The 24951-nt window shown below is 63.3% G+C and carries 29 protein-coding genes; 5 read left to right on the forward strand and 24 right to left on the reverse strand.

What is annotated here, in order from left to right:
* Positions 1-145 precede the first annotated feature (145 nt).
* The 13 genes from phnP to phnC all read right to left on the reverse strand — a co-directional run bounded on the left by phnP (position 146) and on the right by phnC (position 10588).
* Positions 146-895 carry a phosphonate metabolism protein PhnP gene (gene phnP, locus HX801_RS28875; RefSeq protein WP_177023210.1) on the reverse strand — a complete coding sequence of 250 codons (750 nt, stop codon included), beginning with the start codon at positions 893-895 and terminating at the stop codon, positions 146-148.
* Entirely contained in the window at positions 886-1449 is a 564-nt protein-coding gene (gene phnN / locus HX801_RS28880; RefSeq protein WP_087694466.1) for a phosphonate metabolism protein/1,5-bisphosphokinase (PRPP-forming) PhnN, read from the reverse strand. The genes phnP and phnN overlap by 10 nt, the downstream gene beginning before the upstream one ends.
* The gene (locus HX801_RS28885; RefSeq protein ID WP_177023211.1) at positions 1449-2597 is read right to left on the reverse strand and encodes an alpha-D-ribose 1-methylphosphonate 5-triphosphate diphosphatase; all 1149 of its coding nucleotides are present in this window, start codon (positions 2595-2597) and stop codon (positions 1449-1451) included. Before HX801_RS28885 ends, phnN begins: the two co-directional genes overlap by 1 nt.
* Positions 2587-3306, reverse strand: a complete 720-nt coding sequence (gene phnL / locus HX801_RS28890; RefSeq protein WP_008434762.1) for a phosphonate C-P lyase system protein PhnL — start codon at positions 3304-3306, stop codon at positions 2587-2589. The genes HX801_RS28885 and phnL overlap by 11 nt, the downstream gene beginning before the upstream one ends.
* Positions 3306-4115 (reverse strand): phosphonate C-P lyase system protein PhnK, encoded by an 810-nt coding sequence (gene phnK, locus HX801_RS28895; RefSeq protein ID WP_177023227.1) that lies wholly within the window; start codon positions 4113-4115, stop codon positions 3306-3308. Before phnK ends, phnL begins: the two co-directional genes overlap by 1 nt.
* Positions 4076-4942 (reverse strand): alpha-D-ribose 1-methylphosphonate 5-phosphate C-P-lyase PhnJ, encoded by an 867-nt coding sequence (locus tag HX801_RS28900; protein ID WP_008434764.1) that lies wholly within the window; start codon positions 4940-4942, stop codon positions 4076-4078. Before HX801_RS28900 ends, phnK begins: the two co-directional genes overlap by 40 nt.
* A complete protein-coding gene (locus HX801_RS28905; protein WP_177023212.1) occupies positions 4935-6011 on the reverse strand; it encodes a carbon-phosphorus lyase complex subunit PhnI in 1077 nt (358 codons plus the stop codon). Before HX801_RS28905 ends, HX801_RS28900 begins: the two co-directional genes overlap by 8 nt.
* A complete protein-coding gene (gene phnH, locus HX801_RS28910) occupies positions 6011-6601 on the reverse strand; it encodes a phosphonate C-P lyase system protein PhnH (RefSeq protein WP_177023213.1) in 591 nt (196 codons plus the stop codon). Before phnH ends, HX801_RS28905 begins: the two co-directional genes overlap by 1 nt.
* The gene (gene phnG, locus HX801_RS28915; RefSeq protein WP_003210619.1) at positions 6601-7038 is read right to left on the reverse strand and encodes a phosphonate C-P lyase system protein PhnG; all 438 of its coding nucleotides are present in this window, start codon (positions 7036-7038) and stop codon (positions 6601-6603) included. Before phnG ends, phnH begins: the two co-directional genes overlap by 1 nt.
* An 11-nt stretch (positions 7039-7049) precedes the next feature.
* Positions 7050-7754, reverse strand: coding sequence for a phosphonate metabolism transcriptional regulator PhnF (gene phnF / locus HX801_RS28920; RefSeq protein ID WP_023659262.1), 705 nt, complete (start codon positions 7752-7754; stop codon positions 7050-7052).
* Positions 7755-7789: 35 nt separating this feature from the next.
* On the reverse strand, positions 7790-8572 hold the full coding sequence (phnE, locus tag HX801_RS28925) for a phosphonate ABC transporter, permease protein PhnE (protein ID WP_003210621.1): 783 nt from the start codon (positions 8570-8572) through the stop codon (positions 7790-7792).
* A gap of 148 nt (positions 8573-8720) precedes the next feature.
* Complete coding sequence (gene phnD / locus HX801_RS28930) at positions 8721-9722, reverse strand: phosphonate ABC transporter substrate-binding protein (RefSeq protein WP_003210622.1); 1002 nt, start codon at positions 9720-9722, stop codon at positions 8721-8723.
* Positions 9723-9754: 32 nt separating this feature from the next.
* Entirely contained in the window at positions 9755-10588 is an 834-nt protein-coding gene (phnC, locus tag HX801_RS28935; protein ID WP_003210623.1) for a phosphonate ABC transporter ATP-binding protein, read from the reverse strand.
* Between the two features lie 495 nt (positions 10589-11083).
* Here phnC and HX801_RS28940 point away from each other — a divergent pair, with 495 nt between their 5' ends.
* Complete coding sequence (locus HX801_RS28940; RefSeq protein ID WP_177023214.1) at positions 11084-11506, forward strand: NUDIX domain-containing protein; 423 nt, start codon at positions 11084-11086, stop codon at positions 11504-11506.
* A 130-nt stretch (positions 11507-11636) separates the two neighbouring features.
* On the opposite strand, the gene HX801_RS28945 is transcribed toward HX801_RS28940, so the two are convergent.
* Positions 11637-12533, reverse strand: a complete 897-nt coding sequence (locus tag HX801_RS28945; RefSeq protein WP_177008374.1) for a LysR family transcriptional regulator — start codon at positions 12531-12533, stop codon at positions 11637-11639.
* Between the two features lie 135 nt (positions 12534-12668).
* On the opposite strand from HX801_RS28945, the gene HX801_RS28950 reads away from it, so the two are divergent.
* Positions 12669-13868 carry an MFS transporter gene (locus HX801_RS28950; RefSeq protein ID WP_177023228.1) on the forward strand — a complete coding sequence of 400 codons (1200 nt, stop codon included), beginning with the start codon at positions 12669-12671 and terminating at the stop codon, positions 13866-13868.
* 185 nt (positions 13869-14053) lie between these two features.
* On the opposite strand, the gene HX801_RS28955 is transcribed toward HX801_RS28950, so the two are convergent.
* From HX801_RS28955 to ccmA, 10 genes are all read right to left on the reverse strand, one after another.
* Positions 14054-14458, reverse strand: coding sequence for a hypothetical protein (locus HX801_RS28955; protein ID WP_003210627.1), 405 nt, complete (start codon positions 14456-14458; stop codon positions 14054-14056).
* Between the two features lie 15 nt (positions 14459-14473).
* On the reverse strand, positions 14474-15667 hold the full coding sequence (ccmI, locus tag HX801_RS28960; protein WP_177023215.1) for a c-type cytochrome biogenesis protein CcmI: 1194 nt from the start codon (positions 15665-15667) through the stop codon (positions 14474-14476).
* A complete protein-coding gene (locus tag HX801_RS28965) occupies positions 15660-16133 on the reverse strand; it encodes a cytochrome c-type biogenesis protein (protein WP_177023216.1) in 474 nt (157 codons plus the stop codon). The genes ccmI and HX801_RS28965 overlap by 8 nt, the downstream gene beginning before the upstream one ends.
* Entirely contained in the window at positions 16130-16666 is a 537-nt protein-coding gene (locus HX801_RS28970) for a DsbE family thiol:disulfide interchange protein (protein ID WP_003210630.1), read from the reverse strand. Before HX801_RS28970 ends, HX801_RS28965 begins: the two co-directional genes overlap by 4 nt.
* Positions 16663-18651, reverse strand: coding sequence for a heme lyase CcmF/NrfE family subunit (locus tag HX801_RS28975; RefSeq protein WP_177023217.1), 1989 nt, complete (start codon positions 18649-18651; stop codon positions 16663-16665). Before HX801_RS28975 ends, HX801_RS28970 begins: the two co-directional genes overlap by 4 nt.
* 3 nt (positions 18652-18654) lie before the next feature.
* The gene (ccmE, locus tag HX801_RS28980) at positions 18655-19110 is read right to left on the reverse strand and encodes a cytochrome c maturation protein CcmE (RefSeq protein ID WP_008434786.1); all 456 of its coding nucleotides are present in this window, start codon (positions 19108-19110) and stop codon (positions 18655-18657) included.
* Positions 19107-19283 (reverse strand): heme exporter protein CcmD, encoded by a 177-nt coding sequence (gene ccmD / locus HX801_RS28985; RefSeq protein ID WP_008434788.1) that lies wholly within the window; start codon positions 19281-19283, stop codon positions 19107-19109. Before ccmD ends, ccmE begins: the two co-directional genes overlap by 4 nt.
* Complete coding sequence (locus tag HX801_RS28990) at positions 19280-20035, reverse strand: heme ABC transporter permease (RefSeq protein WP_008434790.1); 756 nt, start codon at positions 20033-20035, stop codon at positions 19280-19282. The genes ccmD and HX801_RS28990 overlap by 4 nt, the downstream gene beginning before the upstream one ends.
* An 85-nt stretch (positions 20036-20120) precedes the next feature.
* On the reverse strand, positions 20121-20789 hold the full coding sequence (gene ccmB, locus HX801_RS28995; RefSeq protein WP_003210635.1) for a heme exporter protein CcmB: 669 nt from the start codon (positions 20787-20789) through the stop codon (positions 20121-20123).
* The gene (gene ccmA / locus HX801_RS29000; protein ID WP_003210636.1) at positions 20786-21367 is read right to left on the reverse strand and encodes a cytochrome c biogenesis heme-transporting ATPase CcmA; all 582 of its coding nucleotides are present in this window, start codon (positions 21365-21367) and stop codon (positions 20786-20788) included. Before ccmA ends, ccmB begins: the two co-directional genes overlap by 4 nt.
* A gap of 252 nt (positions 21368-21619) precedes the next feature.
* Here ccmA and HX801_RS29005 point away from each other — a divergent pair, with 252 nt between their 5' ends.
* The 3 genes from HX801_RS29005 (at position 21620) to HX801_RS29015 (ending at position 24919) form a co-directional block, all read left to right on the forward strand.
* On the forward strand, positions 21620-23203 hold the full coding sequence (locus HX801_RS29005) for a flagellar hook-length control protein FliK (protein WP_177023218.1): 1584 nt from the start codon (positions 21620-21622) through the stop codon (positions 23201-23203).
* The gene (locus HX801_RS29010) at positions 23200-23529 is read left to right on the forward strand and encodes an EscU/YscU/HrcU family type III secretion system export apparatus switch protein (RefSeq protein WP_177023219.1); all 330 of its coding nucleotides are present in this window, start codon (positions 23200-23202) and stop codon (positions 23527-23529) included. Before HX801_RS29005 ends, HX801_RS29010 begins: the two co-directional genes overlap by 4 nt.
* Before the next feature lie 226 nt (positions 23530-23755).
* Positions 23756-24919 carry a hypothetical protein gene (locus HX801_RS29015; protein WP_177023220.1) on the forward strand — a complete coding sequence of 388 codons (1164 nt, stop codon included), beginning with the start codon at positions 23756-23758 and terminating at the stop codon, positions 24917-24919.
* Positions 24920-24951 lie beyond the last annotated feature (32 nt).

The raw sequence follows: 24951 nt of genomic DNA on the forward strand, positions 1-24951 counted from the left end.
TGGTTTATCAGAAAAAAAACAAAAATCTACACAATGCCGCCAATATGAATACTCCAAACCGGCATCAACAAAGATACATCCACTCAAACTTTTCATCCAAATCCACCGGCGATCAGGACCTCACCGCTTGACATAACTTCCCACGCTAAATCACCCGCCCATCCCAGCCCACCGTCACATGCCGCGGCAGCTCCCGCCGATGCTGCAACAACCACGCATCCAGCGTATGCCCCACATGGGTCAGCACCCCCAACTGCGTACCCACCTCCTCAATACACTGCAATGCCAGCGTCAGGTCATTGTGATTGCGCGGTGCCTGCGGTTGCGGCGGCATGGAGCAATCGAGTACCAGCACATCCAGCGGCTCGCGTTGCAGCCAATCGCGGGTGGCGGGTGGCAGGCCGACGGTGTCGGTAAGGTAGGCAATGCGCCGCCCTTCACCTTCCAGCAGATACCCCAGGGTGGGCTTGGAATGCAGCAGCGGTAACGCGGTGACGCTCAGTTCACCCAACCGGCGGGTTTCAAACTCGGCAAACGGCTGGCTGAAATCGAGGATGCCGGGGTGCTTGTACAGGTCGGACAACCCTTCCGGATCCACCGGCCCATGCACCGGAATCACCAGCCCCTGGCCCCAGCGCAGATGCAGCAGACCCTGGGCATGATCGGCATGGTAATGGGTCTGGAGAATCCCGTTGAAGCTGCGCGGCGGGAAGCGCTCGGTGAGGTCGGGCAACCCGCTGTCGATCAACCAGCGCTGGTCGCCACACTCGATCAATGCGCTGCATGGGCGGCGGCGCAGGCTCTGGTCATGGCGGGCCAGGCCACAGGCGGCGCACTCACAGCCATACACCGGGACTTGCCGCGCATCGCCGGTGCCCAGCAGTGTCAGGCGCATGCAGGTTGCCCGTCGAGGCAGCCCAGCAAGCGCTCGACCGTGTGTTCCAGTTGGCCGGAATTGTCGAGCAGGAACACATCTGCAGCAGCGCTCAAACCCTCGGCGAATCGCGCATTGCGCGCCAGGCGCAGATCAATATCCGCCAGGGATTCGCGCCCCCGCGCCAGCAAGCGCTGGCGCAACACCCCTTGGTCTACCGTCAGCAGCACCACCAGCAGGTTCGGGTAACGCAGCCGGGTTTGCGCCAGGTGGCCGCGGGAGCCGTTGACCAGCACATCGTGCCCCGCCGCCAGCCACTCATCGATTTCCCGTGGGATGCCATAGGACAACCCGTTGGCGTGCCAGCTGAGGGCAAATGCGCCCTCGGCCTCCATTGCGGCAAACTGCGCCGGGCTCACACCCTGCGCCGCTTCGCCCACCGCTTCCGCCGAGCGGGTGATGACCCGCCGCACAATGCGGCAGCCACGCTCGGCCAGACGCGGTCGTGCGGCATCCAGCAGGCTGTCCTTGCCCGAACCCGATGGTCCGATGAGATAGATCAACCTGCCTGCCATCAAAACACCCTCTTCGCTTGTCGCCACACTTGTTGGACCACGGGCAGTCCGTCTTGGCTTTTTTTGGCTTGCACCAGGTCGGCCCGCAGACCGATAGCGATTTCGCCGCGATCACTCAGGCCCGCCGCGTGTGCGGGCGCCAGGCTGATCATCCTGACCGCCCGCGACAGATCGCCGCCATCCTGTTGATCGGCCAGCACGAACGCCGCCTGCAACAGGCTGGCCGGGTAGTAGTCACTGGAAAGTATATCCAGCAATCCTTCGGCGGCCAGGCCGGCGGCGGCCACATTACCCGAGTGGGACCCGCCACGCACCACGTTCGGCGCGCCCATCAGAACTTTCATGTTCAGTTGCCGGCAGCCACGGGCGGCTTCCAGGGTGGTGGGGAATTCGGCGATGGTCATGCCATAGCGCGCCGACTCCTCCACATGCGCCAACGTCGCATCGTCATGGCTGGCCACCGACAGGCCGCGTTCCAGGCAATGCTCGACGATCGCGGCGCGGTAGCGGTCGCTGTACTCCCTGGAGTTGGCCATTTGCAGCTTGATGAACGCGTCCATGGTCTCGTCGTTCAGGTGGTACTTGCCCATGTAGTACTCACGGTACTTGGATTCAAGCACGAACTGGCGCTGGCCCGGCGAGTGGTCCATCACTGACACCAACTGCACCAACGGGTTTTCCACCAGGTCGCGGAACACGCTCAGGGTGTCGGGGTGGCACAGCTCGCAGCGCAGGTGCAGGTGGTGTTCGGCGCGGGTCAGGCCGGCGCTTTCTGCTGCCGCGATGGCATTGAGCATCGCCGGCAGTTTCTGCATGCGGTTGCCCTTGGGGTTCACGTCGCCGATGGACACCGCGTCGAACACCGTGGTGATGCCGGCCGCGATGATCTGCGCATCATGGCTGAGCACCGCCGAGGTCGACGGCCAGTCCACGCCGGGGCGCGGGGTCATGTGTTTTTCCAGGTTGTCGGTGTGCAGTTCCACCAGGCCCGGCAACAGGAAATCCCCGTCAAGGTCCTGGGCCTGGGGCAGTTGGCTGCGGCCTTCGGCGATGTCGACGATCAGCCCGTCACGCAGCACGATGCTGCCAAGGAACATGCGATCAGCCGTCACCAGCCGGGCATTACTGAGGATCTGTTCAGCGGGCATGGGCGTATTCCTCTTGGGCAACAGGCGCGGGGGTCATGTCGAAATGGCGGTCTGCGACCGCTTCACGGGCGGCGCGGTCGTGGAAGATGCCGATCAAGGCCGCGCCGGCAGCCTTGGCTTCGTTCATCAGTTCCAGCACCACCTGCCGATTGCTGTCGTCGAGGGACGCGGTGGGTTCGTCCAGCAGCATCACCGGCCAATCCACCATGAAGCCGCGGGCGATGTTGACCCGCTGTTGCTCGCCGCCGGAGAACGTACCGGGTGCCAGCTGCCACAGGCGTTGTGGGATATTCAGGCGGGTCAGCAGATGCTCGGCGCGCGACTGTGCATTGGCCTTCGACCAGCCACGGGCCAGGGCGGGCTCCATCACCACATCCAGGCAGGCCACCCGCGGGATCACCCGCAGAAACTGGCTGACGTAGCCCAGGGTCTGCTGGCGCACCTGCAACACCTCCCGCGGCTCGGCACCAACCAGCTCCAGCCATTCGCCGAGGTGCTGTACCCGGATGCTGCCGCCCGCCGGCAGATAGTTACCGTACAGGGTGCGCAGCAACGTGCTTTTACCGGCGCCGGACTGGCCATGCAGCACCAGGCACTCACCGCCTTTCACACTGAACTCCACCCCGCGCAGCACGTTCAGCACCACGCCGTTCTGCTGGTGCAAGGTGAAGGTTTTCGAGAGGTCACGGACCTCGATCAAGGCATTCATCATGGCTGCAATACCGAAGACACCAGCAGTTGAGAGTAAGGGTGCTGTGGATCGTCGAGGATCTGGTCCGTCAGCCCGGTTTCCACCACGCGCGAGCGGCGCATCACCATCAGGCGGTCGGCCAGCAGGCGCGCCACGGCGAGGTCGTGGGTGACGATCACCACCGCCAGATCCAGCTCGCGAACGAGGCCGCGCAACAGGTCGAGCAAGCGCGCCTGCACCGACACGTCCAGGCCGCCGGTGGGCTCGTCCATAAACACAAGACGCGGGCTGGAGACCAGGTTGCGGGCGATTTGCAGGCGCTGCTGCATGCCGCCGGAAAAGGTCCGGGGCAAGTCGTCGATGCGCTGCGGGTCGATTTCCACCTGGCCCAGCCAGTCGAGGCCGGCGCCACGCAGTTGCTCATAGTTGCGCACGCCCTGGGCCATCAGGCGCTCGCCGATATTGGCGCCGGCAGAGGCCCCCATGCGCAAACCGTCCCGAGGGTTCTGCTCGACAAAGCCCCATTCGGTGCGCAGCAAGGTGCGACGTTCGGCTTCGCTGGCGCTGTACAGATCCAGCCATTCACCGTCCTTGCCGCGATAGCCGATGTGGCCGGCCTGCGGTGGCAGACGCCCGCTGAGCAGCGAGAGCAAGGTGGACTTGCCCGAGCCCGACTCACCAACAATCCCCAGCACTTCACCGGGGTACAAATCGAAGCTGACGTCCTGGCAGCCCTTCTCTTCCCCGTACAACAACGACAGGTCACGCACTTGCAAAAGAGGCTGGCTCACTGGTTGTTCTCCTTGACCCGTTGGGCGCAATACCAGGTGTCGGAACACACAAAACTCTGGGTACCGGCGTCGTCGAGAATCAGCTCATCGAGGAACGATTCATGGCTGCCGCAGATCGCGCAGGTGTGTTCCCACTTCTGCACTTCGAACGGATGGTCTTCAAAGTCGAGGCTGGTGACCTGGGTGTACGGCGGCACCGCGTACAGGCGCTTTTCGCGACCGGCACCGAACAGCATCAGCGCCGGGCTCATGTCGAGTTTCGGGTTGTCGAATTTCGGGATTGGCGAGGGGTCCATCACGTAGCGCTCATCCACCATCACCGGGTAGGCGTAGCTGGTGGCGATATGGCCGAAGGTGGCGATGTCCTCGTAGAGCTTTACGTGCATCACCCCGTAGTCATTCAGGGCGTGCATGGTGCGGGTCTCGGTTTCCGACGGTTCGATAAAACGCAGCGGCTCCGGGATCGGCACCTGGTAGACCATGATCTGGTCGGCCTGCAACGGGGTTTCCGGGATGCGGTGGCGGGTCTGGATCACCGTCGCGTCCGGGGTGCTTTCGGTGGTGGCGACGCCCGCCGTACGGGCGAAGAAGCGGCGGATCGACACGGCGTTGGTGGTGTCGTCGGCGCCCTGGTCGATCACCTTGAGCACGTCGTCAGCCCCCAGGATCGCGGCGGTCAGTTGCATGCCGCCGGTGCCCCAACCGTAAGGCAGCGGCATCTCGCGGCCACCGAACGGCACCTGGTAACCGGGGATCGCCACGGCCTTGAGCAAGGCGCGGCGGATCATGCGTTTGGTCTGCTCGTCGAGGTAGGCGAAGTTGTACGCAGGGTCACGCGCAGGCGCTTGAGTCAGGTCATTCATGGCGGGTGCCCTCGGCCGGTTGGCGCAGTTTGCGGATCAGTTCCAGCTCGGACTGGAAGTCCACGTAGTGAGGCAATTTGAGGTGGGAAACGAAGCCCGCCGCCTCGACGTTGTCGCAGTGGGACAGCACGAATTCTTCCTGCTGGGCCGGCGAGACGATCTCTTCGTTGAACTCATCGGCCCGCAGCGAGCGGTCCACCAGGGCCATGCCCATCGCCTTGCGCTCGGCATGCCCGAATGCCAGGCCGTAGCCCCGGGTGAACTGCGCCAGCTCGGTGGCCGAGCCGACGAATTGGTTGACCATCTCGCACTCGGTGACTTCGATGCTGCCCAGGCAAATCGGGAAACCCAGCTCTTCCGGGTCGATCCACACCTCCACATCGCCGATGCGAATCTCGCCGGCGAACGGGTGGTTGCGGCCGTAACCACGTTGGGTCGAGTAACCCAGTGCCAGCAGGAAACCTTCGTCGCCACGGGCCAGGGCTTGCAGGCGCTGGGCGCGGTTGGCCGGGTATTCCAGCGGGTCGCGGGTGATGTCGGCGACGCTGCCGGTGTCGTCGGATTCGTTCTTGATCAGCCCTTCCTTGGCCAGCAGGCCGAGTACCCGCGGGCACGCTTCCAGAGTGGCATCCGGCGTGGTTTGCGGGCCGGGGTATTCACCTTCGGCCAGCAGCGCAAAGTCCAGCAGGCGGTGGGTGTAATCGAAGGTCGGGCCCAGCAGTTGCCCGCCCGGCACGTCCTTGAAGGTGGCCGACAAACGCCGACTCAGTGACATCTGCGCGGTATCGATCGGCAGGCTCGGGCTGAAGCGCGGCAACGTGGTGCGGTAGGCCCGCAGCAGGAAGATCGCTTCCACCAGATCCCCCGCCGCTTGCTTGATCGCCAGTGCAGCCAACTCCGTGTCGTACAGCGAGCCTTCGCTCATCACTCGCGCGACCGCCAGCGGCAGTTGCTCGCGGATCTGCTCCACGCTCAGTTCCGCAATGGAAGTATCGCCCCGGCGTTTTTTCGCCAGCAGGCGGTGGGCATTGTCGATGGCCTGTTCGCCACCCTTGACGGCTACGTACATCAGGCATGCTCCTGTGCAATTCGGGTGCTGCGTGGCAGGCCGATCAGGTGATGGCCGGCGGCGAACAACACGTCCAGGCCACGGGGAAAGGTTTCCCGGCGCTGGCGTTCCAGCCAGAACGCCTGGGGTACGGGCAGGTTGACCTGACGCTGGGTCTTGATCCCCGGACCGCGCCAGTTCAAGGCGCGACCGGCTTCCAGGTCGGTCAACTGGACCAGCAAGGTGCAGGACTGATCCGGGTAACGGTCGTTGCCGTGGTTGAAGCCGCTGAGGTCGAGCAGCTCCTGTTCACCGAGCAAGGCGAACGCGGCCTCTTCCCGGTTGGCGGTCAGCGGACAGCCGCAGTGGAAGGCCAGGTTGGCGCGGATCAGCGGCGTGTCGAAGCACGGCGCCAGCCAGAGCGGTGTGTCCATATCCAGCAGCGCCAGGCACAGCGCATAGGTAGCCGGCGCCAGGCCTTCAAGGCTGGGGGCCGCGGGCAAGGACTGGATCAGGCCGGGCTCGGCGAGGGCCTTGAGGGCCCCGCGAAAACCGCGCTGGGCGTCCAGCACCGGGTCTACAAAGGCCGGTTGCAAGCGTTGGGCATTCATCAGTTTTCTCCTCGAACCAGGGTGAAGAACTCGACCTTGGTGGCGGCGGTGTCGGCCTCTTTTTGCGCCCGGCGCTCGGCCTGGGCGTTGGCCAGTGCCCCGATCAGGTCGCTGAGCCAGGGGCTCGGGTGTGCACCCTGCAAATGCGCATCCGCCAGGGCCGCCAGTTCGGCGTGGACCTTGTCGCGCCCGGCCAGGTAGCTGTAGCCGGTGCGCCCGTCTGCCAGGCGCACCACGCAGCGGGTCACGCTCATTTCGCCGAGGTTGAACGGCGCGCCATTGCCGCCCATGCGGCCACGCACCAGGGTCATGCCGATTTCCGGGGCGCGGATCAGTTGGTAATCCACGTCGCGCAGGGCGTCTTCATGGGGCAGCAATTCACTGCGAAAGGCGCGGGCGAGCACGCCGATCCAGTGTTGACGCGGGGACAGGTTCATCGGGGTCTCCATCAGGTCACCACTTGGTACTGGAAGCGATCCGAACGGCTGGTGGACTGCGCCAGCTCCACCGGGCGGCCGTCGCGATCGCGGGAAAGGGTGAATACGGTGAGCGCCGGCAAGTGCCGGGGCATCATCAGCAGTGCGGCTTCGTCGCGGTTGGGCAAACGCGCGCCGATCAGGCTTTGGGTGCGGGTCAACGGCATGTCGCGCTCACGCAGGTAGTGGCGCAGCGAGCCGCCGTTGTAGTCCGCCAGCAGCGGCGCATGGCTGGCGCAGTAACGGTGGCGGATCAGGCTGACCGGCTGGTGATCGAGCTTGCGCAGGGTTTGCAGCTCGATCATCGGCGCCATTTCGGCGATGCCCAGTTGCTGGGCCTCTTCGCGGCTGGCAAAGCAGTAGCGGCGCTTGAGCAGCATCGCTTCCACGCCCACGCCTTGGGCCGACAAGGACTGGCTGTAGGAGGTCTCGGCGCCCATCGGGTAAATCAGCGGGCGGTCCAGCACCTGGGTGCCCTTGCCCTGGCGGCGCAACAGGCTGCCTTCGAACACCAGCTCGTCGATGGCGCGGCGCAGGGTGTGGCGGTTGACGCCGAAGCGTTCAGCCAGTTGCACCTCGCCCGGCAGGAATTCACCGGCCTGGTAGCTGCTCAGTTCGCGGCGCAGGATGTCGGCGAGTTCGCGGTACACCGGCTCATCTTGTCTAGACAACTGCATGCTTAAAAAAAGCGCCCTTGGGCACCCCTCCGACGTCAGATGAACTGCTTGCGCAGGCGTTGGGACAGCACGTCGATACAGCTCACCACCACGATGATCACCAGCAGCACCGCGCAGGTCTGCACGAACTGGAACGCGCGGATGTTCTCCCAGAGGATCACGCCGATCCCGCCGGCACCGACCATCCCCACTACTGTCGCCGAACGCACGTTGGCCTCGAAGCGGTAGAGCGCGTAGGACACCCACAGCGGCATCACTTGCGGGATCACGCCGTAGATCACTTCCTGCAAGGCACTGGCACCGGTGGCTCGCACACCTTCAACGGGGCCCGGGTCGATGGCTTCGACGGCTTCGGCAAACAGCTTGGCGAGGACCCCGGTGGTGCTGATCCACAAGGCCAGGACACCGGCAAAAGGACCGAGGCCGACGGCGACCACGAACAACATCGCGAACACCATTTCGTTGATCGAGCGGAAGGCATCCATCACCCGGCGCAGTGGCTGGTGAATCCACCACGGCGTGATGTTGTCGGCGCACAGAATGCCCAGCGGCACCGAGCAGACAATCGCCAGCACCGTGCCCCAGAGGGCGATTTGCACGGTGACGATCATCTCCTTGAGGTAGGAGCGCCATTCGTGGAAGTCCGGCGGGAAGAAGTCGGCGGCGAAGGTCGCCATGTTTCCGGAATCGCGGTACAGCGCCAGCGGGTTCATCTCGGCGCCGTGCCAGGCCCAGGCCAGCAGGATCAGGAACAGGCCCCAGCCCAGGTATTGCGGCCAAGTCCTTTTGCCCACTGCTTCAGCATGCAAGGTAGTCATGGGTCACTCTCGGTGTAGGGTTGGAACTGGGCTTAATGTGGGAGCGGGCTTGCTCGCGAATGCGGTGACTCAGTCGCCGGATGCGTTGAATGACACACCGTATTCGCGAGCAAGCCCGCTCCCACATGAACCCGATTCCTACAGGGGGTTAGCCGTTGGCTGCGGTCTTCTTGTCCAGTTCGGTGATGCGCTCTTGCAGCTTGGCCAGGTCGGCGTCGATGTCGGCGAGCTTCCTGGCCTTGTCAGCCGCTTCCAGCTTGTCGTCGGCGCTGATGGTGGTGCGCTGCTTGAACAGTTCCAGTTGGCGGATCGGTAACAGCTGGTCGTCGCTGGACTTGAGGAACTTGCCCAGTTGCATGTTCTTCAGCACGGCCTTCTCTTCGTCGGTGTCACCGTAGTTGGCGAAGAAGTCGCGGATCTTGGTCTTCTCGCTGTCGCTCAGGGCCTTGCTCCACACCATAGGGTCGGCCGGGATCAGCGGCGACTTCCAGATCACCTTGAGCATGGCGGCCTTGTCCGGCTGGGTGACTTCCAGGCGGTCCCAGCTTTCGGTGTTGAAGGTGGCGACGTCCAACTGCCCCTTGGCCACGCTCAATGCGTTGACTTCATGGCTGGAGTTGAGGGTTCGCTTGAAGGCGGTGGCAGCGTCGACGTGGTTCTTGGCGAACACGTAGTAGCCGGGCACCAGGTAGCCCGAAGTGGAGTTCGGGTCACCGTTGCCGAAGGTCAGGTTCTTGGCGTTCTTGAGCATGTCATCGACGTTGTTGATCGGGCTGTCCTTGCGCACGATCAGCACGCTCCAGTAACCGGCAGCCCCGTTGGCGGCGGCGGTCTGGGCGAAGATTTCGCCGTTGGAACGGTCCACCGCTTCCATCGCGGCCTTGTTGCCCAGCCAGGCCACGTCGACCTTGTTGAAGCGCATGCCCTGGATCAGGCCGGCGTAGTCGGAAGCGAAGGTGGCGTTGATGGTGAGGCCGGTCTTCTTGTGCATGTCATCCAGGAAGGGCTGCCAGATGCTCTTGAGGTTCTGCGAAGACTCGGTGGACATGATGCCGAAATTGATCGCCTTGTCGGCGGCCTGGGCAGTGCCCATGGCCACGCTGGCAAGCAGCACGGCAGACAGAAACACATGACCGATACGGTTCAACATGGAGAGGATTCCTGTGGGTCGTTAGTAAGGTTTCAAGCGCGGGCCAGGGCCAACCGTGCGGGGACGACGGGTGTGCGGGTCTGGTCGGAAAACATCAGGCTGGTGTCCACATCGGCACCGTACAAATCGTTGAGGAACTGGCTGCTCAGCTCGCTGGCCTGGCCATCGAAGTGAATCCGCCCGCCCTTGAGCGCCACGGCTCGCGGGCAATAACGCATGGCGTAATCGACCTGGTGCAGGGTGACCACCACGGTCTTGCCGTCGCGGCCGTTGATATCGGCGAGGATCTCCATGACCTTGCGCGCCGACTCCGGGTCCAGGGAGGCGATGGGTTCATCCGCCAGGATCACTTCGGCGCGTTGCGTCAAAGCGCGGGCGATTGCCACGCGTTGCTGCTGGCCGCCGGACAAGGTGGAGGCGCGCTGGCTGGCCAGGTCTGCCAGGCCGACGCGGGCCAGGGATTCCATGGCGAACTGTTTTTCCTCGGCATTGAACAAACCGAGGTTGCCGCGCCAGCGCGGCATGCGGCCCAGGCAACCGAGCAGTACGTTGTCGAGCACGCTCAGGCGGTTGACCAGGTTGAACTGCTGGAAGATGTAGCCGATGTCGGCGCGCAGGCGCCGCACCTTGCCATTCAACCGCCCGCTGGCCTGCACTTCCCGGCCCAGCACCTTGACGCTGCCGCCGTTGCTCTTGTCGCAACAGGCCAGGCCCGCGAGGTGGCGCAGCAAGGTGGACTTGCCGGAGCCGGAAGCGCCAATCAGCGCGACCATCTCACCGGTGGCAACGGTGAGTTCGAGGTCGACCAGCGCGGATTTCTTCGCAAAGGTCTTGTTCAGATGATCGACATGGATAGCTGGAGTCATGGGCTTCTCTGTCTGGTTGAACAGCCATCCGTGGCTGCGTTTGAGTTCAAACGACAGTAGGCGCGGGCTGTGTCAGCCCTATGACTTGCACATGACTGGAGTAAAACCGTTTGATGAAGGTTTGATGAAAGGTTGGAAGTAGCTGTAGGACGTTGATCGTTCCCACGCTCTGCGTGGGAATGCCGCCTCGGACGCTCTGCGTCCATTGAAGTCTTGCGCAGTGGTGACGCGGAGCGTCACGGGATGCATTCCCACGCAGAGCGTGGGAACGATCCATACCTAACCTGTGGCGAGGGAGCTTGCTCCCGCTGGGCTGCGCAGCGGCCCCGAGCCTGGGTGACACGGTCTGTCAGATGTACTGAAGTGGCTGACTTGGGCCTGCTTCGCAGTCCAGCGGGAGCAAGCTCCCTCGCCACAAGGTTTTCGCCCGGCATTGGAAATGTGCCGGACTGTGGTGCAATAGCTGGCCGCCAATATGTGCAAAAGGACAACGTGATGGGAAAAGACAAGGCATGTCCGGTCATCCTGCGAACCCGCCAATCCCTGGAAATCCTCGCCTTCAAACACCCACTGGCAGGTCTTCAACTGGTCAAGGGCAGCTTGGAGCCTGGCGAAAGTACCGAGGCTGCGGCAGTTAGAGAGTTGCTTGAAGAGGCCGGGATAACCGGCAAGGTGATACGTGACCTGGGCACTTGGCACTCAGCGTCCACGGGGCATACATGGGCCTTTCATCAATGCCTGATCCCTGAAGACCTGCCAGATACCTGGACCCATTTTGCAGAGGATGATGGCGGCCACGAGTTCCAGTTCTTCTGGCACCCGCTGGCGAGCGAACCGTCAGAAGAGTGGCATCAGGTCTTTAAAGATGCCCTGGAGTTTCTAAAGCCGCGCCTTGCCGAGATCCAACTGGCAACGTAAATCCAATGTGGGAGCCGGGCTTGCCCGCGATAGCGGTGTATCAGCAACAGTTTCAAAACCTGATACACCGCTATCGCGGGCAAGCCCGGCTCCCACATTTTGATTTTCATCAGGTTCAAATTCGTCGGTGTTATTGGGCGGTGCGGGCGCGCAATCGCGGCATCACAAAATCCAGAAACGCCCGCAGCTTCAGCGGCAACGGCGACTGCCCTTTGTGCACCAGGCTAATGGGCAGCGGCGCCGACTCGAACGCCTCAAGCACCACCGCCAACGCCTCCTCCCGCACTGCATCCGCCACTTGATACGAGAGTACCCGAATCACCCCAACCCCCAACGTCGCCGCCGCAATCGCCGCTTCTGCGGTGTTCACCGACAACCGCGAATGCACCGGTACCGAGAGCCCGGTTTTACCCGCGCCAAATCCCCACGCCCCTTGGGACGCCAGCACTTCGAAGGTGATGCAGTCATGCCCCGCCAAGTCCTGGGGCTCAGCGGGTATGCCGCGAGCGGCCAGGTATGCCGGGCTGGCGCACACCACCCGCCGCACCGTGCCCACCTGCATGGCCTTGAGCGAGCTGTCGGGCAGTTCGCCGATGCGTACCGCCACATCGCAATGCTCTTCCATCAGATGCACGACGCGGTCAGTAAGGATCAGGTTGATGTCGATCTCCGGGTACTGCGCGAGGAATTCCGCCACCACCGGCACGATGTGCAGCCGCCCGAAGACCACGGGCGCGGTGACCACCAGTTCGCCCCGGGGCTGGGAATATTCGCCAGTGGCCGCGCGCTCGGCCTCGCTGATGTCTTCAAGAATGCGCCGGCACGCGTCGAGGTAGGAGGCGCCGGCATCGGTCAACGACAGCTGGCGCGTGGTGCGGTGCAGCAGGCGGGTTTTCAGGTGCGTCTCAAGTTCAGCCACCTTGCGGCTGACGCTGGCCAGCGGCATGTCGAGGCGCCGCGCCGCAGCGGTCAGGCTGCCTGCATCAACCACGGCAACGAAGATGGACATGGATTCAAGACGGTTCATGGCAACCTATCAAATTCTGGAAGGATGATTCCAAATCCTAGGGGATTATCCTGATAAGCGCGAGTGCGTAACGTTGGCCACTCATCTCCTTCCCGGAGATCTGCATTGAAGGAGAGCGCCGTGAGTGGCCTGCCGATGACATCCCAACCTTCCACAGCGCCTGCGGTCGCGCCGCGCGGCAAGATCATCATGATGGCGGTGATCGCCGGCGCGGTGATTACCAATATTTACTGCACCCAGCCAATCCTGCCGCTGATCGCTTCGGACATGGGCGTGGACGTGACCACCGTGGATCTGGTGGCCGGTTCCGCCCTGCTGGGTTTTGCTACCGGGCTGGCGTTGCTGCTGCCGATGGGCGACCGTTTTGACCGCCGCAAGCTGGTGCTGGGGCAGATCGCCCTGGCGTTCTGTTTCGCCCTGGCGGCGGCGTTTTCACCGGGCATCTGGGCGCTGATCGGGGCGTCTTTCGGCTTGGGGATTGTGAGCTGTGTGCCGCAGCAACTGGTGCCATTCGCGGCGGTGATGTCGCAGCCCCACGAACGCGGGCGCAATGTGGGCACGGTGGTCAGCGGGATCATGGTCGGCATCCTGCTCGGGCGCACGATCGCCGGCGTAGTCGGTGAGGCTTATGGCTGGCGGGCGGTGTACGCGATGGAGGCGGCCTTCATGATCCCGGTGTGGATCGGTGCCGCCAGGCTGCTGCCACAGGGCGTGCCGAGCACCAACCTGTCCTACCCTCGCCTGCTGGCTTCGCTGTGGCCGCTGATGCGCGACAACAGCCCAATTCGCCAATCAATGATGGTGCAGGCGTTGTTGTGGGCTTGCTTCAATGCGTTTTGGGTGAATCTGGCAGCACTGTTGGCTCATGGGCCATGGCAATTGGGCAGTGCCTGGGCCGGTGGCTTCGGGATTATCGGTGCGGCGGGTGCGTTGGCGGCGTCGCTCGGTGGGCGGGCTTCCGACAGGCTGGGTTCGCGCAAGGTGATTGGGGCGAGTATCGGGATTGTGACCTTGGCGTTCCTGCTGCTGGCGGGTGCCGAGACTTCGATTATCTTGCTGGTGCTGGGGGTGATCGTGCTGGATATCGGCGTGCAGTCGGGCTTGGTTTCCAACCAGACCCGGGCGTTTGCGGTGGACCCGAAAGCCCAGGGCCGCATCAATAGTTTGTACATGACGGCGACGTTTTTTGGCGGTGCGGTGGGGGCGACAGTCAGCGGCTGGTTAATGGCGCGGTTGGGCTGGATGGGGATTGTGGAGTTTGGGGTGATGCTGGGGGTGATTGCCGGGGTGATCCACTGGACAAGCGCGCCCAGGCAGACTGAGGAGCTGGCGTAATTTCAAATCAAACGAGATTCAAAATGTGGGAGCGGGCTTGCTCGCGAATACGGTATATCAGTGCCCGATTTGTTGGCTGACACGCCGTATTCGCGAGCAAGCCCGCTCCCACATTTGAGCTTTGTTGTTGGGTGGACTGTATTCCAAACCAGCCATGAAAAAGGCGACCCGAAGGTCGCCTTTTTTCATTGTGCGTACTGCTTGCTCAACCCCGGCGGTACGCCATGGACATCGGTCTCCTCCCAAGGCCCGTTCGGGCTGATGGACCGGCTCCAGCCGTTGCTCCAGCGGTAGTAGGTGCGCTGGCGGTAGAACGTATCCGGCTGTTCGTCCAGCACGTACACCTGCATCTTCCCGTCCCAGTGGCTGGCCGCACCCGGTGGCGGTGCGAAGGTCGGCGAGGAGCTAGGCACCGGCTTCGACGGTTTGATCACCGGGCCTGAGGGCTGGGTGCCTGGCTGTGTGCTCGGCTGGGTCGACGGCCCTGTCGGTGGAATAGTCGGCCCGGTAGGCGACGGAGGCCGATGGACCGCACAAGCACTCAACCCCAGTACCAGGCTGAGCAGGGTGATACGTGCGATAGCGGTCATGGGCATTTCCTCGAATTATTGGTCCGGACTGTCGATGGTCAGCTGCTGCAGCGCAGTGGTGCTGCTGGCCAGGGGTTGGCTGCGGCCGATCCACTCGCCAGCTGTGGGAACACCTGCCCGGGATATGCGCGCAACCAGTTGGACTTCGGGAAAGTTGGACAGTTTCAACTGCGGCATCATCGCGTCGCTGTCGCCCAGCTCGACGGTGATCGGCAGGTCGGCCACGGTCACGCGCTTGGCCGCCAATGGCGCCGGCGGGCCTTTGACGGCACGGGCGAAGATGAACACGCTGTCGGTCGGCAAGGCCTTGGCCTTCACATCGGCGGCCAGGTCCACCCGCACTTGCATCTGTTTTTCTGCCTTCACGGGCGCCACGCTGCCGCCACTCTCCTTGAGCTTCTCGGCGGCCCGGTCGATCCCGCCTTGCAGCGCGGCACGGGAATTGTCGTCCGGTGGCAGTTGCGCCAGTAGGCGGTTCCAGTAGTCGATCGCTTCCTGGTAACGCTGGCCTTCAAAGGCGGCGATGCCCAGCAGGCCGAGGCTGGTGACTTCTTTCGGATCGAGTTTCAGTGCTTCGTCGGTCAGGGCCTGGACCTTGGGCGACCACTGTTTGTTGTCGGCAAAGTACTGGGCCTGGGCCCACTGGCCGAGCAACTCGGGCTGGCGACCGGCCAGGGCCACGGTGCGCTCGAAGATTTTCGCCGCATCGGCGGAACGGTCCTGGGCCATGTAGGCGCGACCGAGGAAGTACAGGCCTTCCGGCGAATCCGGCTGGGCCGCTGCGGCGCGCTCCAGGCGGCGGGTCATGTCTTCCATGGACACCGGCGGCTGGGAGAATTCGCGGGTCAGTTCGACCTTGTCGCTGGCACCGTAATGCAGGTACAGCGCCACGCCCAACACCGGCACCAGAAACGCCGCGAGCAACGGCAACGGTTTGCCGAGGCGCGATTCCCGGGGCTTTTCCACACCCTCGGTATCCGCCAGCAACTCACGGGCCGCTTCAGCGCGACCGCTGTCCAGCTGGGCCGCATCCAGCACGCCTTCGGTCTGCTGGGTTTGCAGTTCCGCCACGCGTTCCTGGTACAGCGCCACGTTCAATGCAGTGCGATCCTCTTCACGCTGGGCACGGCGGCCGCGTAACACCGGGATCAGCAGGAAACTCAAGGCAATCAGAAGCAGCAGACCTGCTGCGAGCCAGAAATCAATCATCAGTTTTTTTGTCCAGCAGTTGGTCGAGGCGTTGACGCTCGTCGACGGAAAGCGAGTCCGAGCCATCGGCCGGGGCAACACGACGGCGGCGCACAATCACCGCCATAACGACTAAGCCTGTGAGCAACAACCCGGCGGGGCCGAACCACAGCAGCGCAGTCTTGCTGGTGAGCGCCGGCTTGTAGCGCACGAAGTCACCGTATCGGTCGACCATGAAGTCGATGATCTGCTGATTGTCCTTGCCCTCGCCGAGCATGCGGAAAATCTCTTTGCGCAGGTCGGCGGCGATCGGTGCATTGGAATCGGCGATGTCCTGGTTCTGGCACTTGGGGCAGCGCAGCTCCTTGGTCAGTTCGCGAAAACGCTCGCGGTCTCCGTCCTTGGCAAATTCGTAAGTGTCGATGGCGGCGTGGGCCACGCCGACCATGCTCAAGCCCAATACCGCGGCGGCTAACCAACGCTTCATGGCTTGGCCTCGTCCACCAGCGCCTGGTACTTGGCGGCCAGTTGCTCGCGCCACACCACTTCGTCGATCACGCCCACGTACTTGTCGCGGATCACGCCCTTGGCGTCGATGAAGAAGGTTTCCGGAGCGCCGTACACACCAAGGTTCAGCCCGAGGTTGCCGTCTTCGTCGCGGATATCCAGCTGGTACGGGTTGTGGAATTCCGCCAGCCACTTCAGGGCGGCAGCATTGTCGTCCTTGTAGTTGATGCCGTAGATCACCACGCCCTTCTCCGCCAGCTGGTTCAGCACCGGATGCTCCACGCGGCAGGAAATGCACCAGGTGCCCCACACGTTGACCAGTGCCGGTTTGCCCAGCAAATCAGCCTGGGTCAGGGTCTTGTCGCCCTGCACCGTCGGCAGCGAGAACGCCGGGAATGGCTTGCCGATCATGGCCGACGGCAGCTCGGCCGGGTCCAGGTACAGCCCGCGATACAGGAACACCGCCACCACCAGAAACGCCGCCAGCGGTAACACCATCAACCAACGCTTCATACTGGCGCTCCTTGCAGACCGAGGGCTTCACGCACCCGGCTCTTGACCTTGACCCGGTAGCGCCGGTCCATCGCCGCCAGCAAACCACCGAAGCCGGTGAGCAGGCCGCCGAACCAGATCCAGCGCACAAACGGTTTGACGTGGACCCGCACGGCCCAGGCGCCATCGCCCAACGGTTCACCCAGGGCGACGTAGAGGTCGCGGGTGAAACCGGCGTCGATCCCGGCTTCGGTCATCATCGAACTTTGCACGGTGTACAGGCGTTTTTCCGGGTGCAGCACGGCGATTTCCTTACCGTTGCGCACAACGCGTACGGTGCCTTTGTCGGAGGTGAAGTTCGGGCCTTCGAAGTGCTTGGCGCCTTCGAAAATGAAGTGGTAGCCGGCCAGGTCCATGGACTCGCCGGGGGCCAGGCGCAGGTCGCGCTCGGCGCTGTTCTGGCTGGACAACACCACACCCAGGGCGCACACGGCGATGCCGATGTGGGCGACCTGCATGCCCCAGTAACTGCGGGTCATGGTCGGCAAGCCTTTGATCAAACCTTTGTGGCGGGTCTTGTCGATCAGGTCGCGTACACCGGCCAGCAATACCCAGGCCGCGAGCATGAAGGTGGCAAGCACGGCCCAGTTGAAGTCGCCGTAGGCAATCCCAGCGATCACCGCCAATGCGGCGCTGCCCAGCAGTACCGGGGTGAGCATGCCCACCAGCCATTTCACCGGGGTGTCTTTCCAGCGCACCAGTACGCCGACCGCCATCACCACCATCAGCAGCGCCATCAAGGGGATGAACAGCGCGTTGAAGTACGGCGGGCCGACGGACAGCTTGGCGCCGCTCAGGGCATCCAGCACCAGCGGGTACAGGGTACCGAGCAGAATCATCGAGGCCGCCACCACCAGCACCAGGTTATTGCCCAGCAGCAGGGTTTCCCGGGACCAGAGGTTGAAGCCCACGTGGCTCTTGACCACTGGCGCACGCAGGGCGAACAGCGTCAGCGAACCGCCGACCACGAACAGCAGGAAGATCAGGATGAACACGCCGCGCTCCGGGTCGGAGGCAAACGCGTGCACCGAGGTCAGTACGCCGGAACGCACCAGGAACGTACCCAGCAGGCTCAGGGAAAACGCGGCGATGGCCAGCAACACGGTCCAGCTCTTGAACACGCCGCGTTTTTCGGTGACTGCCAGCGAGTGAATCAGCGCGGTGCCCACCAGCCAGGGCATGAAGGAGGCGTTTTCCACCGGGTCCCAGAACCACCAGCCGCCCCAGCCGAGTTCGTAGTAGGCCCACCATGAGCCCAGGGTGATGCCGATGCCGAGGAATGCCCAGGCGACGATGGTCCACGGCCGCGACCAGCGCGCCCAGGCGGCATCGAGACGCCCGCCGAGCAAGGCGGCGATGGCGAAGGCGAAGGCGACCGAGAAACCGACGTAGCCCATGTAGAGCATCGGCGGGTGCACGATCAGGCCGATGTCCTGCAGCAGCGGGTTGAGGTCGTGCCCGTCGACCGGGATCTGCGGCAGGATGCGGATGAACGGGTTGGAGGTCATGATCAGGAACAGCAGGAAGCCGATGCTGATCATGCCCATCACCGCCAGCACCCGGGCCAGCATCACCTGCGGCAGTTGGCGGGAGAAGATCGAGACGGCAAAGGTCCAGCCGCCGAGGATCAATGCCCACAGCAGCAACGAACCTTCGTGGGCGCCCCACACGGCGCTGAACTTGTAGTACCAGGGCAAGGCGCTGTTGGAGTTATTGGCGACGTAGGCGACAGAAAAGTCGTCGGTCATGAAGGCGTAGGTCAGGCAACCGAAGGCGAACACCAGAAAGGCGAACTGGCCCCAGGCAGCCGGCTGGGCCAGGCTCATCCACAGGCGGTCACCGCGCCAGGCGCCCAGCAACGGGACCACGGCCTGGACGATGGCAAAGCACAGGGCGAGGATCATCGCCAGTTGGCCCAACTCCGGAATAAACAGTGCGGACGTCATGACTTAGCCCTCCTTGGCGGGGGTCGGGGCGGATTGGCCGCTGTCTTTGAGGGCCTTGGTGACTTCCGGCGGCATGTATTTTTCATCGTGCTTGGCCAGCACTTCATCGGCCACCACCACGCCGTCGGCGTTGAGCTTGCCGAGGGCAACGATGCCCTGCCCTTCGCGGAACAGGTCCGGGAGGATGCCGCGGTAGGTGATGGTCACGGACTTGTTGAAGTCGGTGACGATGAACTTGACGTCCAGGGAGTCGCCGGAGCGTTGCAACGAGCCTTTCTCGACCATGCCACCGGCACGGATTCGGGTGTCCAGCGGCGCTTCGCCGTTGGCGATCTGGGTCGGGGTGTAGAACAGGTTGATGTTCTCCCGCAGGGCGCTCAGGGCCAGGGTCACGGCAATGCCGACACCGGCCATGATGGCCAGGATGATCAACAGACGCTTTCTACGCAGCGGATTCACTTTTCGGTCTCCCGGCGCAAACGACGCGCCTCTTGTTGCAGGTAACGCTTGCGGGCCAGGATCGGCGCGGCGACGTTGAGGGCCAGCACCGCCAGGCAAATGCCATAGGCCGTCCAGACGTACAGGGCGTGATGGCCCATGGCGAGAAAATCACTGAAAGAGTTGAAGCTCATCCACGGGCTCCCAGGCTGTTTTGCACTTCGGCCTTGACCCAACTGGTGCGGGCTTCTCGCTTGAGCACTTCGAGGCGCATGCGCATCAGCAGCACGGCGCCGAAGAAGCAGTAGAACCCCAGCACCATCAGCAGCAGCGGCGCCCACATTTCCACGGGCATTGCCGGCTTTTCGGTGAGGGTGAAGGTGGCGCCCTGGTGCAGGGTGTTCCACCACTCCACCGAGTATTTGATGATCGGGATGTTGATCACGCCGACGATCGCCAGCACCGCGCAGGCCTTGGCGGCGCTGTCACGGTTGCTGATGGCGTTGCCCAGGGCAATCAGGCCGAAGTACAGGAACAGCAGGATCAGCATCGAGGTGAGTCGCGCATCCCATACCCACCACGAACCCCAGGTCGGCTTGCCCCAGATCGCGCCGGTGACCAGCGCCACGGCGGTCATCCAGGCACCGATGGGCGCGGCGCATTGCAGGGCAACATCCGCCAGTTTCATCTTCCACACCAGGCCGACGATGCCGCACACCGCCAGCATCACGTAGCAGGACTGGGCCAGCATCGCGGCAGGCACGTGGATGTAGATTATGCGAAAGCTGTTGCCTTGCTGATAGTCCGGCGGCGCGAAGGCCAGGCCCCAGACCAGGCCGATGCCGATCAGCAATACCGCGGCGATGCTCAACCACGGCAGCAGTTTGCCACTGATGCCGTAAAACCATTTGGGCGAGCCGAGCTTGTGAAACCAGGTCCAGTTCATGCTGTTTCCATCACGGTTGCTTCTCGTCGTTGCGAGAAGCTTAGGGTCTTTACTGGTTAAGGTTCTATCGCTTAACCAGACCTCATTATTCGCCGACGCTGATCTTCAGGCCAGCCGCTATAGCAAAGGGTGTCAGGGTTACCGCCAGGGCGGCCAGGCTGCCAAGCCACAGGAGGTAACCGGTCGCCGGCATGCCCTGGAGCGCGGCTTGCAACGCGCCGCTGCCCAGGATCAACACCGGGATATACAAAGGCAAGATCAGCAGCGCCAACAACAGGCCACCGCGTTTCAAACCGACGGTCAGTGCCGCACCTACGGCGCCCAGTAGACTGAGAACCGGCGTGCCAAGCAACAAGGAAAGGAGCAACACCGGCAGGCATTCGGTGGGCAACCCCAGCATCATCGCCAGCAGCGGCGCGAGCAATACCAGCGCCAGGCCGGAAAACGCCCAGTGTGCCAGTACCTTGGCCAATACCAGAAGTGGCAGGGGGTGCGACGAAAGGACCCACTGTTCGAGGGAACCGTCTTCAAAATCACTGCGAAACAGCCCGTCCAGCGAGAGCAGGACCGACAAAAGCGCCGCCACCCAGACCAGTCCCGGAGACAAGGTTTGCAACAGTTTAGTCTCGGGGCCCACCGCCAACGGGAACAGCGCAATCACAATCGCGAAGAACACCAGCGGGTTGGCCAATTCGGCCGGACGGCGACAGAGTAACCGCGCTTCGCGGGCGACCAACAGGGCAAAAACACTCATACCGCCCACCGTCCCAGGTCGAGGTCGCGGTAACCGGCAGGCATGCGCGTCAAGGTGTGGTGAGTGGTCAGGACAACCATGCCGCCCTGCTCGCAGTGCGCGGCAAGGTGTTCTTCCAATTGGGCAACGCCTTGTTTGTCGAGGGCGGTGAAGGGTTCGTCGAGAATCCATAGCGGCGGGCCGTCCAGATACAAACGGGCCAGGGCCACGCGGCGCTGCTGGCCGGCGGACAGGGTGTGGCAGGGTACGTCTTCGAAACCTTTCAGGCCAACGGCGGCGAGGGCCTGCCAGATCGCCTCGCGGCTTGCGGGATGATGCAGGGCGCTGAGCCAGCTGAGGTTTTCTTCGGCGGTGAGCACATCCTTGATCCCGGCGGCGTGGCCGATCCAGATCAGGTTGCGCGCCAGCTCGGTGCGCTGCTCGTGCAACGGTTTGCCGTTGAGCCGCACTTCCCCCGCCGTCGGCTGCATCAGACCGGCCAGCAGGCGTAACAGGCTGGTCTTGCCGCTGCCGTTGGGGCCGCTGACCTGCACCATGTCGCCGCCCGCCAGACGCAGTTCGAGGTGTTCGAACAGCATCCGCAGGTCACGTTCACAGGCGAGCGCTACGGCTTCTAGAAGAGGGCTGGTCAAGAGATCGCGGGCCTTTACGGTTCAAGTCGGCGGTGGAACGGCCGTTAAAGAGATGCACATTAACTGCTTTGGCGACCGTTTTTAGAGAGCTGGATCAATCAGTTGTGTTGTTTTTAACACTCTCTTTGAAGACGGGCGGCATTATACATGTGATGCCCTACTCTAAAGAGGGCAATTTCCCCTGAGACGGCGCGCACGATGACCGGTGAGATCAATCTTCCCACGCTCCCCCCGACGCTTCCGGCCGGGCCTGCGCCCGCGCCTGCAGCGGGCGAGTTGCTGAAACTGCTGGAGCCGCAGACCGGCCTGATCGACCCCGGAAAAACCGTAAATGCCGAGGTGCTGGCACTGAAACAAGGCGGCGATGCATTTCAGTTGCTGCTCAAGCTGACCCTGGAAGGCGGCCGGCAAACCCTGGTGCAGGCCAGCAGCAGCCAGCCGCTGCCGCTGGGTACCCAGGTGGAAGTCAGCCAGACGCCGTCGGGCAATTTGTCCATCAGCCTGCAGCAGGCCCTGAGTTCCAGCGTCGCCGCGCTGACGCGTATCGATACCAGCCAGTTACCGGTGGGCACCCTGCTGCAAGGCAAGGTGCTGACCACCCAGGCGCTGCCACAGGGCGCCAACCAGCCGGTGGTGTATCGCTCACTGGTGTCGGTGCTCAATAACGTCCTCAGCGGCGCGACCCTGACCGTCGAAAGCCCGCAGCCCTTGCGCGTCGGCAGCCTGCTCAGCGCCGTGGTGCAAAGTGCGCAGACCTTGAGCTTTGTACCGCTGAGCGGGCGCCAGGACCAATTGGCCGTGGCCCAGCAACTCTCCACCCAGCAAAGCCGCCAGGGCTCGCTGGACGTGGTGTTCACCGCGCTGCAAAGCCTGCCGGCGACCAGCAGCGACAGCACCGGGGCCGACCTGCGCGCCGCCGCCGAGCGTTTGCTCGCCGGCCTGCCCGACCTGGCCCAGGCCAGCAACCCCAAGGTGCTGGCGCAACTGATCCAGAACAGCGGGACCTTCCTCGAAGCCAAGTTGCTGGCCGGGCAAAACCCGCAGATACCGCCGCTGGACATGAAAGGCGCGCTGCTGCGCTTCGTCGCCGACCTGCTGCCATCCCTGCCCGCCAGCACCAATCTGAATGCGATCCTCGCTGCCAACACCCTGGCGCAGTTGCTGCCCAGCTTCGTACGCAGCCCGCTGGGCACCCTCGCCCAGCTCGGCGCCAGGCAGGCGCCCGCAGGCTTTCCGCTGCCCGATCGGCTGATGCAACGCCTGGAAGGTGAAAGTGACCTGGAAAACCTGCTGCGCCTGGCCGCCGGGGCCATCTCCCGCCTGCAAAGCCATCAGCTGTCGAGCCTGGAGCAGACCGGTACCACCGCCGACGGCAAGCTCTTGACCACCTGGCAGCTGGAAATCCCCATGCGCACCTTGCAGGACATCGTGCCGTTGCAGGTCAAGTTCCAGCGGGAAGAACCGGCGCCCGACAAGGAACAGCCGGAACGCAAGGACAGCAAGGATCCCAAGCAAATGCTCTGGCGCGTGGAAATGGCGCTCGACATGGAGCCGCTCGGCCCGTTGCAGGTCCAGGCGCAACTGAGCCAGGGCAAACTGTCGAGCCAGTTGTGGGCGACCCGGCCCTTCACCGCCAGCCTGATCGAAAGCCACCTGGGCAGCCTGCGCGAGCGCCTGGTGTCGTCGGGACTCAACGTCGGCGACCTCGACTGCCACCTCGGTACCCCGCCACGGGGCCCGAAAACCGGGCTTGAACAACGCTGGGTGGATGAAACCGCATGAAAAACCCCAACCCGCCCCGCCAGGCCATCGCCCTCAAATACGACGGGCAACAAGCGCCGACCCTGACCGCCAAGGGCGACGATGCCCTGGCCGAAGCCATCCTCAAGCTGGCCCGGGAGAACGAAGTCCCGATTTACGAAAATGCCGAGCTGGTCAAATTACTGGCACGCATGGAGTTGGGGGACAGTATCCCGGAAGAGTTGTACCGCACCGTCGCCGAGATCATCGCGTTTGCCTGGACGCTGAAGGGCAAGTTCCCGGTGGGCTACAACCCGGACGCGGGGCCGGTGGAGCGGGATGTGACGGAAAGAGGCGACGATTATTAAGGTGGGAGCCGGCTGATCGTTCCCACGCTCTGCGTGGGAACGCCGCCTCGGAGCTCCGCGTCCAACCGGCGCTGCAACGTTCAAGTCTTGCGCAGGGGTGACGCGGAGCGTCACGGGATGCATTCCCACGCAGAGCGTGGGAATGATCAGTTGCGGTGGGTGGTGTATAGCAATTATATCTTTCGAGGTATAGATTATCTCGAACCCGATAGTTCAGGATAAACCCATGAGCCCTACCCGCCCGATTCTCAGTCGAAAGCTACTCGCCGAAGCGCTCGCCCGTGATCTGGCAGGCGAGTCATTTGCCGACTACAGCTCCGGCATGTTCCTCGCGGCTCCGCGCCGTACCGGCAAGAGTACGTTCCTGCGCAACGACCTTATCCCCGAGTGCAAGGCCCGAGGTTGGCTGCCGGTGTACGTGGACCTGTGGATGAACCGCGAAATCGACCCCGCCGAACTGATCTCCGGCGCTATCGGCAAAGCCCTGGGCGAGTTCGAAAGCGCAGTGAGCAAGGCGGCCAAGAAAGCCGGTATCGACAAGATCAGCCTGTTGCGCACCTTGAGTTGGGACTTCACCAAACCGCAATTGCCCGCCGGCACCACGCTCAGCCACGCGCTGGACGTGCTGCACCAGGTCTCGGGGCAAATGATCGTGCTGATCGTGGACGAGGCCCAGCACGCCCTCAACAGCGAAGGCGGGGTGAACGCCATGTTCGCCCTCAAGGCGGCACGGGATCATCTCAACGGCAGCAGCACGGCCGATGGCCTGCGCCTGGTCTTCACCGGCTCCAGCCGGGACAAACTGGCCAACCTGGTACTCAAGAGCAAACAACCGTTCTTCGGCGCCCACATCACACCGTTCCCGCTGTTGAGCCGGGATTTCGTCGAGTTCGTGACGGACCTCTGGAACCAGCGCCTGGCCGCGACCAACCAGTTCAACCTGGAGGACATGGACTATGCCTTCCAGCTCGTTGGCCGGCGCCCGGAAATGCTCAACACACTACTGACCGAAGTGAGCGTGGGTCTTGGCGAGGCCAGCAACCTTGGCGAGTTGCTGAGGACCGGGGCACTCAATCACCAGGCCGGCATCTGGAGCGACTACGAGAGCGCCTACAACGACCTCTCGCCGCTGCAACAGGCGGTACTTGAAGTGATGGGCGAACGAACCCTGGGCAAGCAGGCGTTCTCGCCTTTTGCGGAGAAAACCTTCCAGGATGTGAACCGCAAGCTGGAGCAGGCCCAGGTCGAGCCGAACGCCAGCACGCCAAACGTGCAGAAAGCACTGGAAGTGCTGCGGGAGAAGGAGTTGGTCTGGAAAGCCAACCGTGGTGAATACGCCCTGGAGGACTCGACCATGGCCGAATGGCTGAGCAACCGGCACCGGCTATAAGCTGCAAGCAATACCGCTTGCAGCTCGTAACC

Origin of the sequence: Pseudomonas sp. G1002 (genome assembly GCF_013385455.1) — a bacterium.
In the GTDB taxonomy this organism is placed as follows: Bacteria; Pseudomonadota; Gammaproteobacteria; order Pseudomonadales; family Pseudomonadaceae; genus Aquipseudomonas.

Coding starts and splice junctions, on each gene's coding strand:
- ccmI (WP_177023215.1), bottom strand. CDS start 15,667: ATGATTGATTTCTGGCTCGCAGCAGGTCTGCTGCTTCTGATTGCCTTG.
- HX801_RS28940 (WP_177023214.1), top strand. CDS start 11,084: ATGGGAAAAGACAAGGCATGTCCGGTCATCCTGCGAACCCGCCAATCC.
- phnG (WP_003210619.1), bottom strand. CDS start 7,038: ATGAACCTGTCCCCGCGTCAACACTGGATCGGCGTGCTCGCCCGCGCC.
- HX801_RS29005 (WP_177023218.1), top strand. CDS start 21,620: ATGACCGGTGAGATCAATCTTCCCACGCTCCCCCCGACGCTTCCGGCC.
- HX801_RS28955 (WP_003210627.1), bottom strand. CDS start 14,458: ATGACCGCTATCGCACGTATCACCCTGCTCAGCCTGGTACTGGGGTTG.
- phnD (WP_003210622.1), bottom strand. CDS start 9,722: ATGTTGAACCGTATCGGTCATGTGTTTCTGTCTGCCGTGCTGCTTGCC.
- HX801_RS28905 (WP_177023212.1), bottom strand. CDS start 6,011: ATGTACGTAGCCGTCAAGGGTGGCGAACAGGCCATCGACAATGCCCAC.
- HX801_RS29015 (WP_177023220.1), top strand. CDS start 23,756: ATGAGCCCTACCCGCCCGATTCTCAGTCGAAAGCTACTCGCCGAAGCG.
- HX801_RS28950 (WP_177023228.1), top strand. CDS start 12,669: ATGACATCCCAACCTTCCACAGCGCCTGCGGTCGCGCCGCGCGGCAAG.
- HX801_RS28975 (WP_177023217.1), bottom strand. CDS start 18,651: ATGACGTCCGCACTGTTTATTCCGGAGTTGGGCCAACTGGCGATGATC.
- HX801_RS28970 (WP_003210630.1), bottom strand. CDS start 16,666: ATGAAGCGTTGGTTGATGGTGTTACCGCTGGCGGCGTTTCTGGTGGTG.
- phnE (WP_003210621.1), bottom strand. CDS start 8,572: ATGACTACCTTGCATGCTGAAGCAGTGGGCAAAAGGACTTGGCCGCAA.
- ccmB (WP_003210635.1), bottom strand. CDS start 20,789: ATGAGTGTTTTTGCCCTGTTGGTCGCCCGCGAAGCGCGGTTACTCTGT.
- HX801_RS28900 (WP_008434764.1), bottom strand. CDS start 4,942: ATGAATGACCTGACTCAAGCGCCTGCGCGTGACCCTGCGTACAACTTC.
- phnP (WP_177023210.1), bottom strand. CDS start 895: ATGCGCCTGACACTGCTGGGCACCGGCGATGCGCGGCAAGTCCCGGTG.
- ccmA (WP_003210636.1), bottom strand. CDS start 21,367: ATGCTGTTCGAACACCTCGAACTGCGTCTGGCGGGCGGCGACATGGTG.
- phnC (WP_003210623.1), bottom strand. CDS start 10,588: ATGACTCCAGCTATCCATGTCGATCATCTGAACAAGACCTTTGCGAAG.
- HX801_RS28945 (WP_177008374.1), bottom strand. CDS start 12,533: ATGAACCGTCTTGAATCCATGTCCATCTTCGTTGCCGTGGTTGATGCA.
- phnF (WP_023659262.1), bottom strand. CDS start 7,754: ATGCAGTTGTCTAGACAAGATGAGCCGGTGTACCGCGAACTCGCCGAC.
- phnH (WP_177023213.1), bottom strand. CDS start 6,601: ATGAATGCCCAACGCTTGCAACCGGCCTTTGTAGACCCGGTGCTGGAC.
- HX801_RS29010 (WP_177023219.1), top strand. CDS start 23,200: ATGAAAAACCCCAACCCGCCCCGCCAGGCCATCGCCCTCAAATACGAC.
- ccmD (WP_008434788.1), bottom strand. CDS start 19,283: ATGAGCTTCAACTCTTTCAGTGATTTTCTCGCCATGGGCCATCACGCC.
- HX801_RS28965 (WP_177023216.1), bottom strand. CDS start 16,133: ATGAAGCGTTGGTTAGCCGCCGCGGTATTGGGCTTGAGCATGGTCGGC.
- phnL (WP_008434762.1), bottom strand. CDS start 3,306: ATGAATGCCTTGATCGAGGTCCGTGACCTCTCGAAAACCTTCACCTTG.
- phnN (WP_087694466.1), bottom strand. CDS start 1,449: ATGGCAGGCAGGTTGATCTATCTCATCGGACCATCGGGTTCGGGCAAG.
- HX801_RS28990 (WP_008434790.1), bottom strand. CDS start 20,035: ATGAACTGGACCTGGTTTCACAAGCTCGGCTCGCCCAAATGGTTTTAC.
- HX801_RS28885 (WP_177023211.1), bottom strand. CDS start 2,597: ATGCCCGCTGAACAGATCCTCAGTAATGCCCGGCTGGTGACGGCTGAT.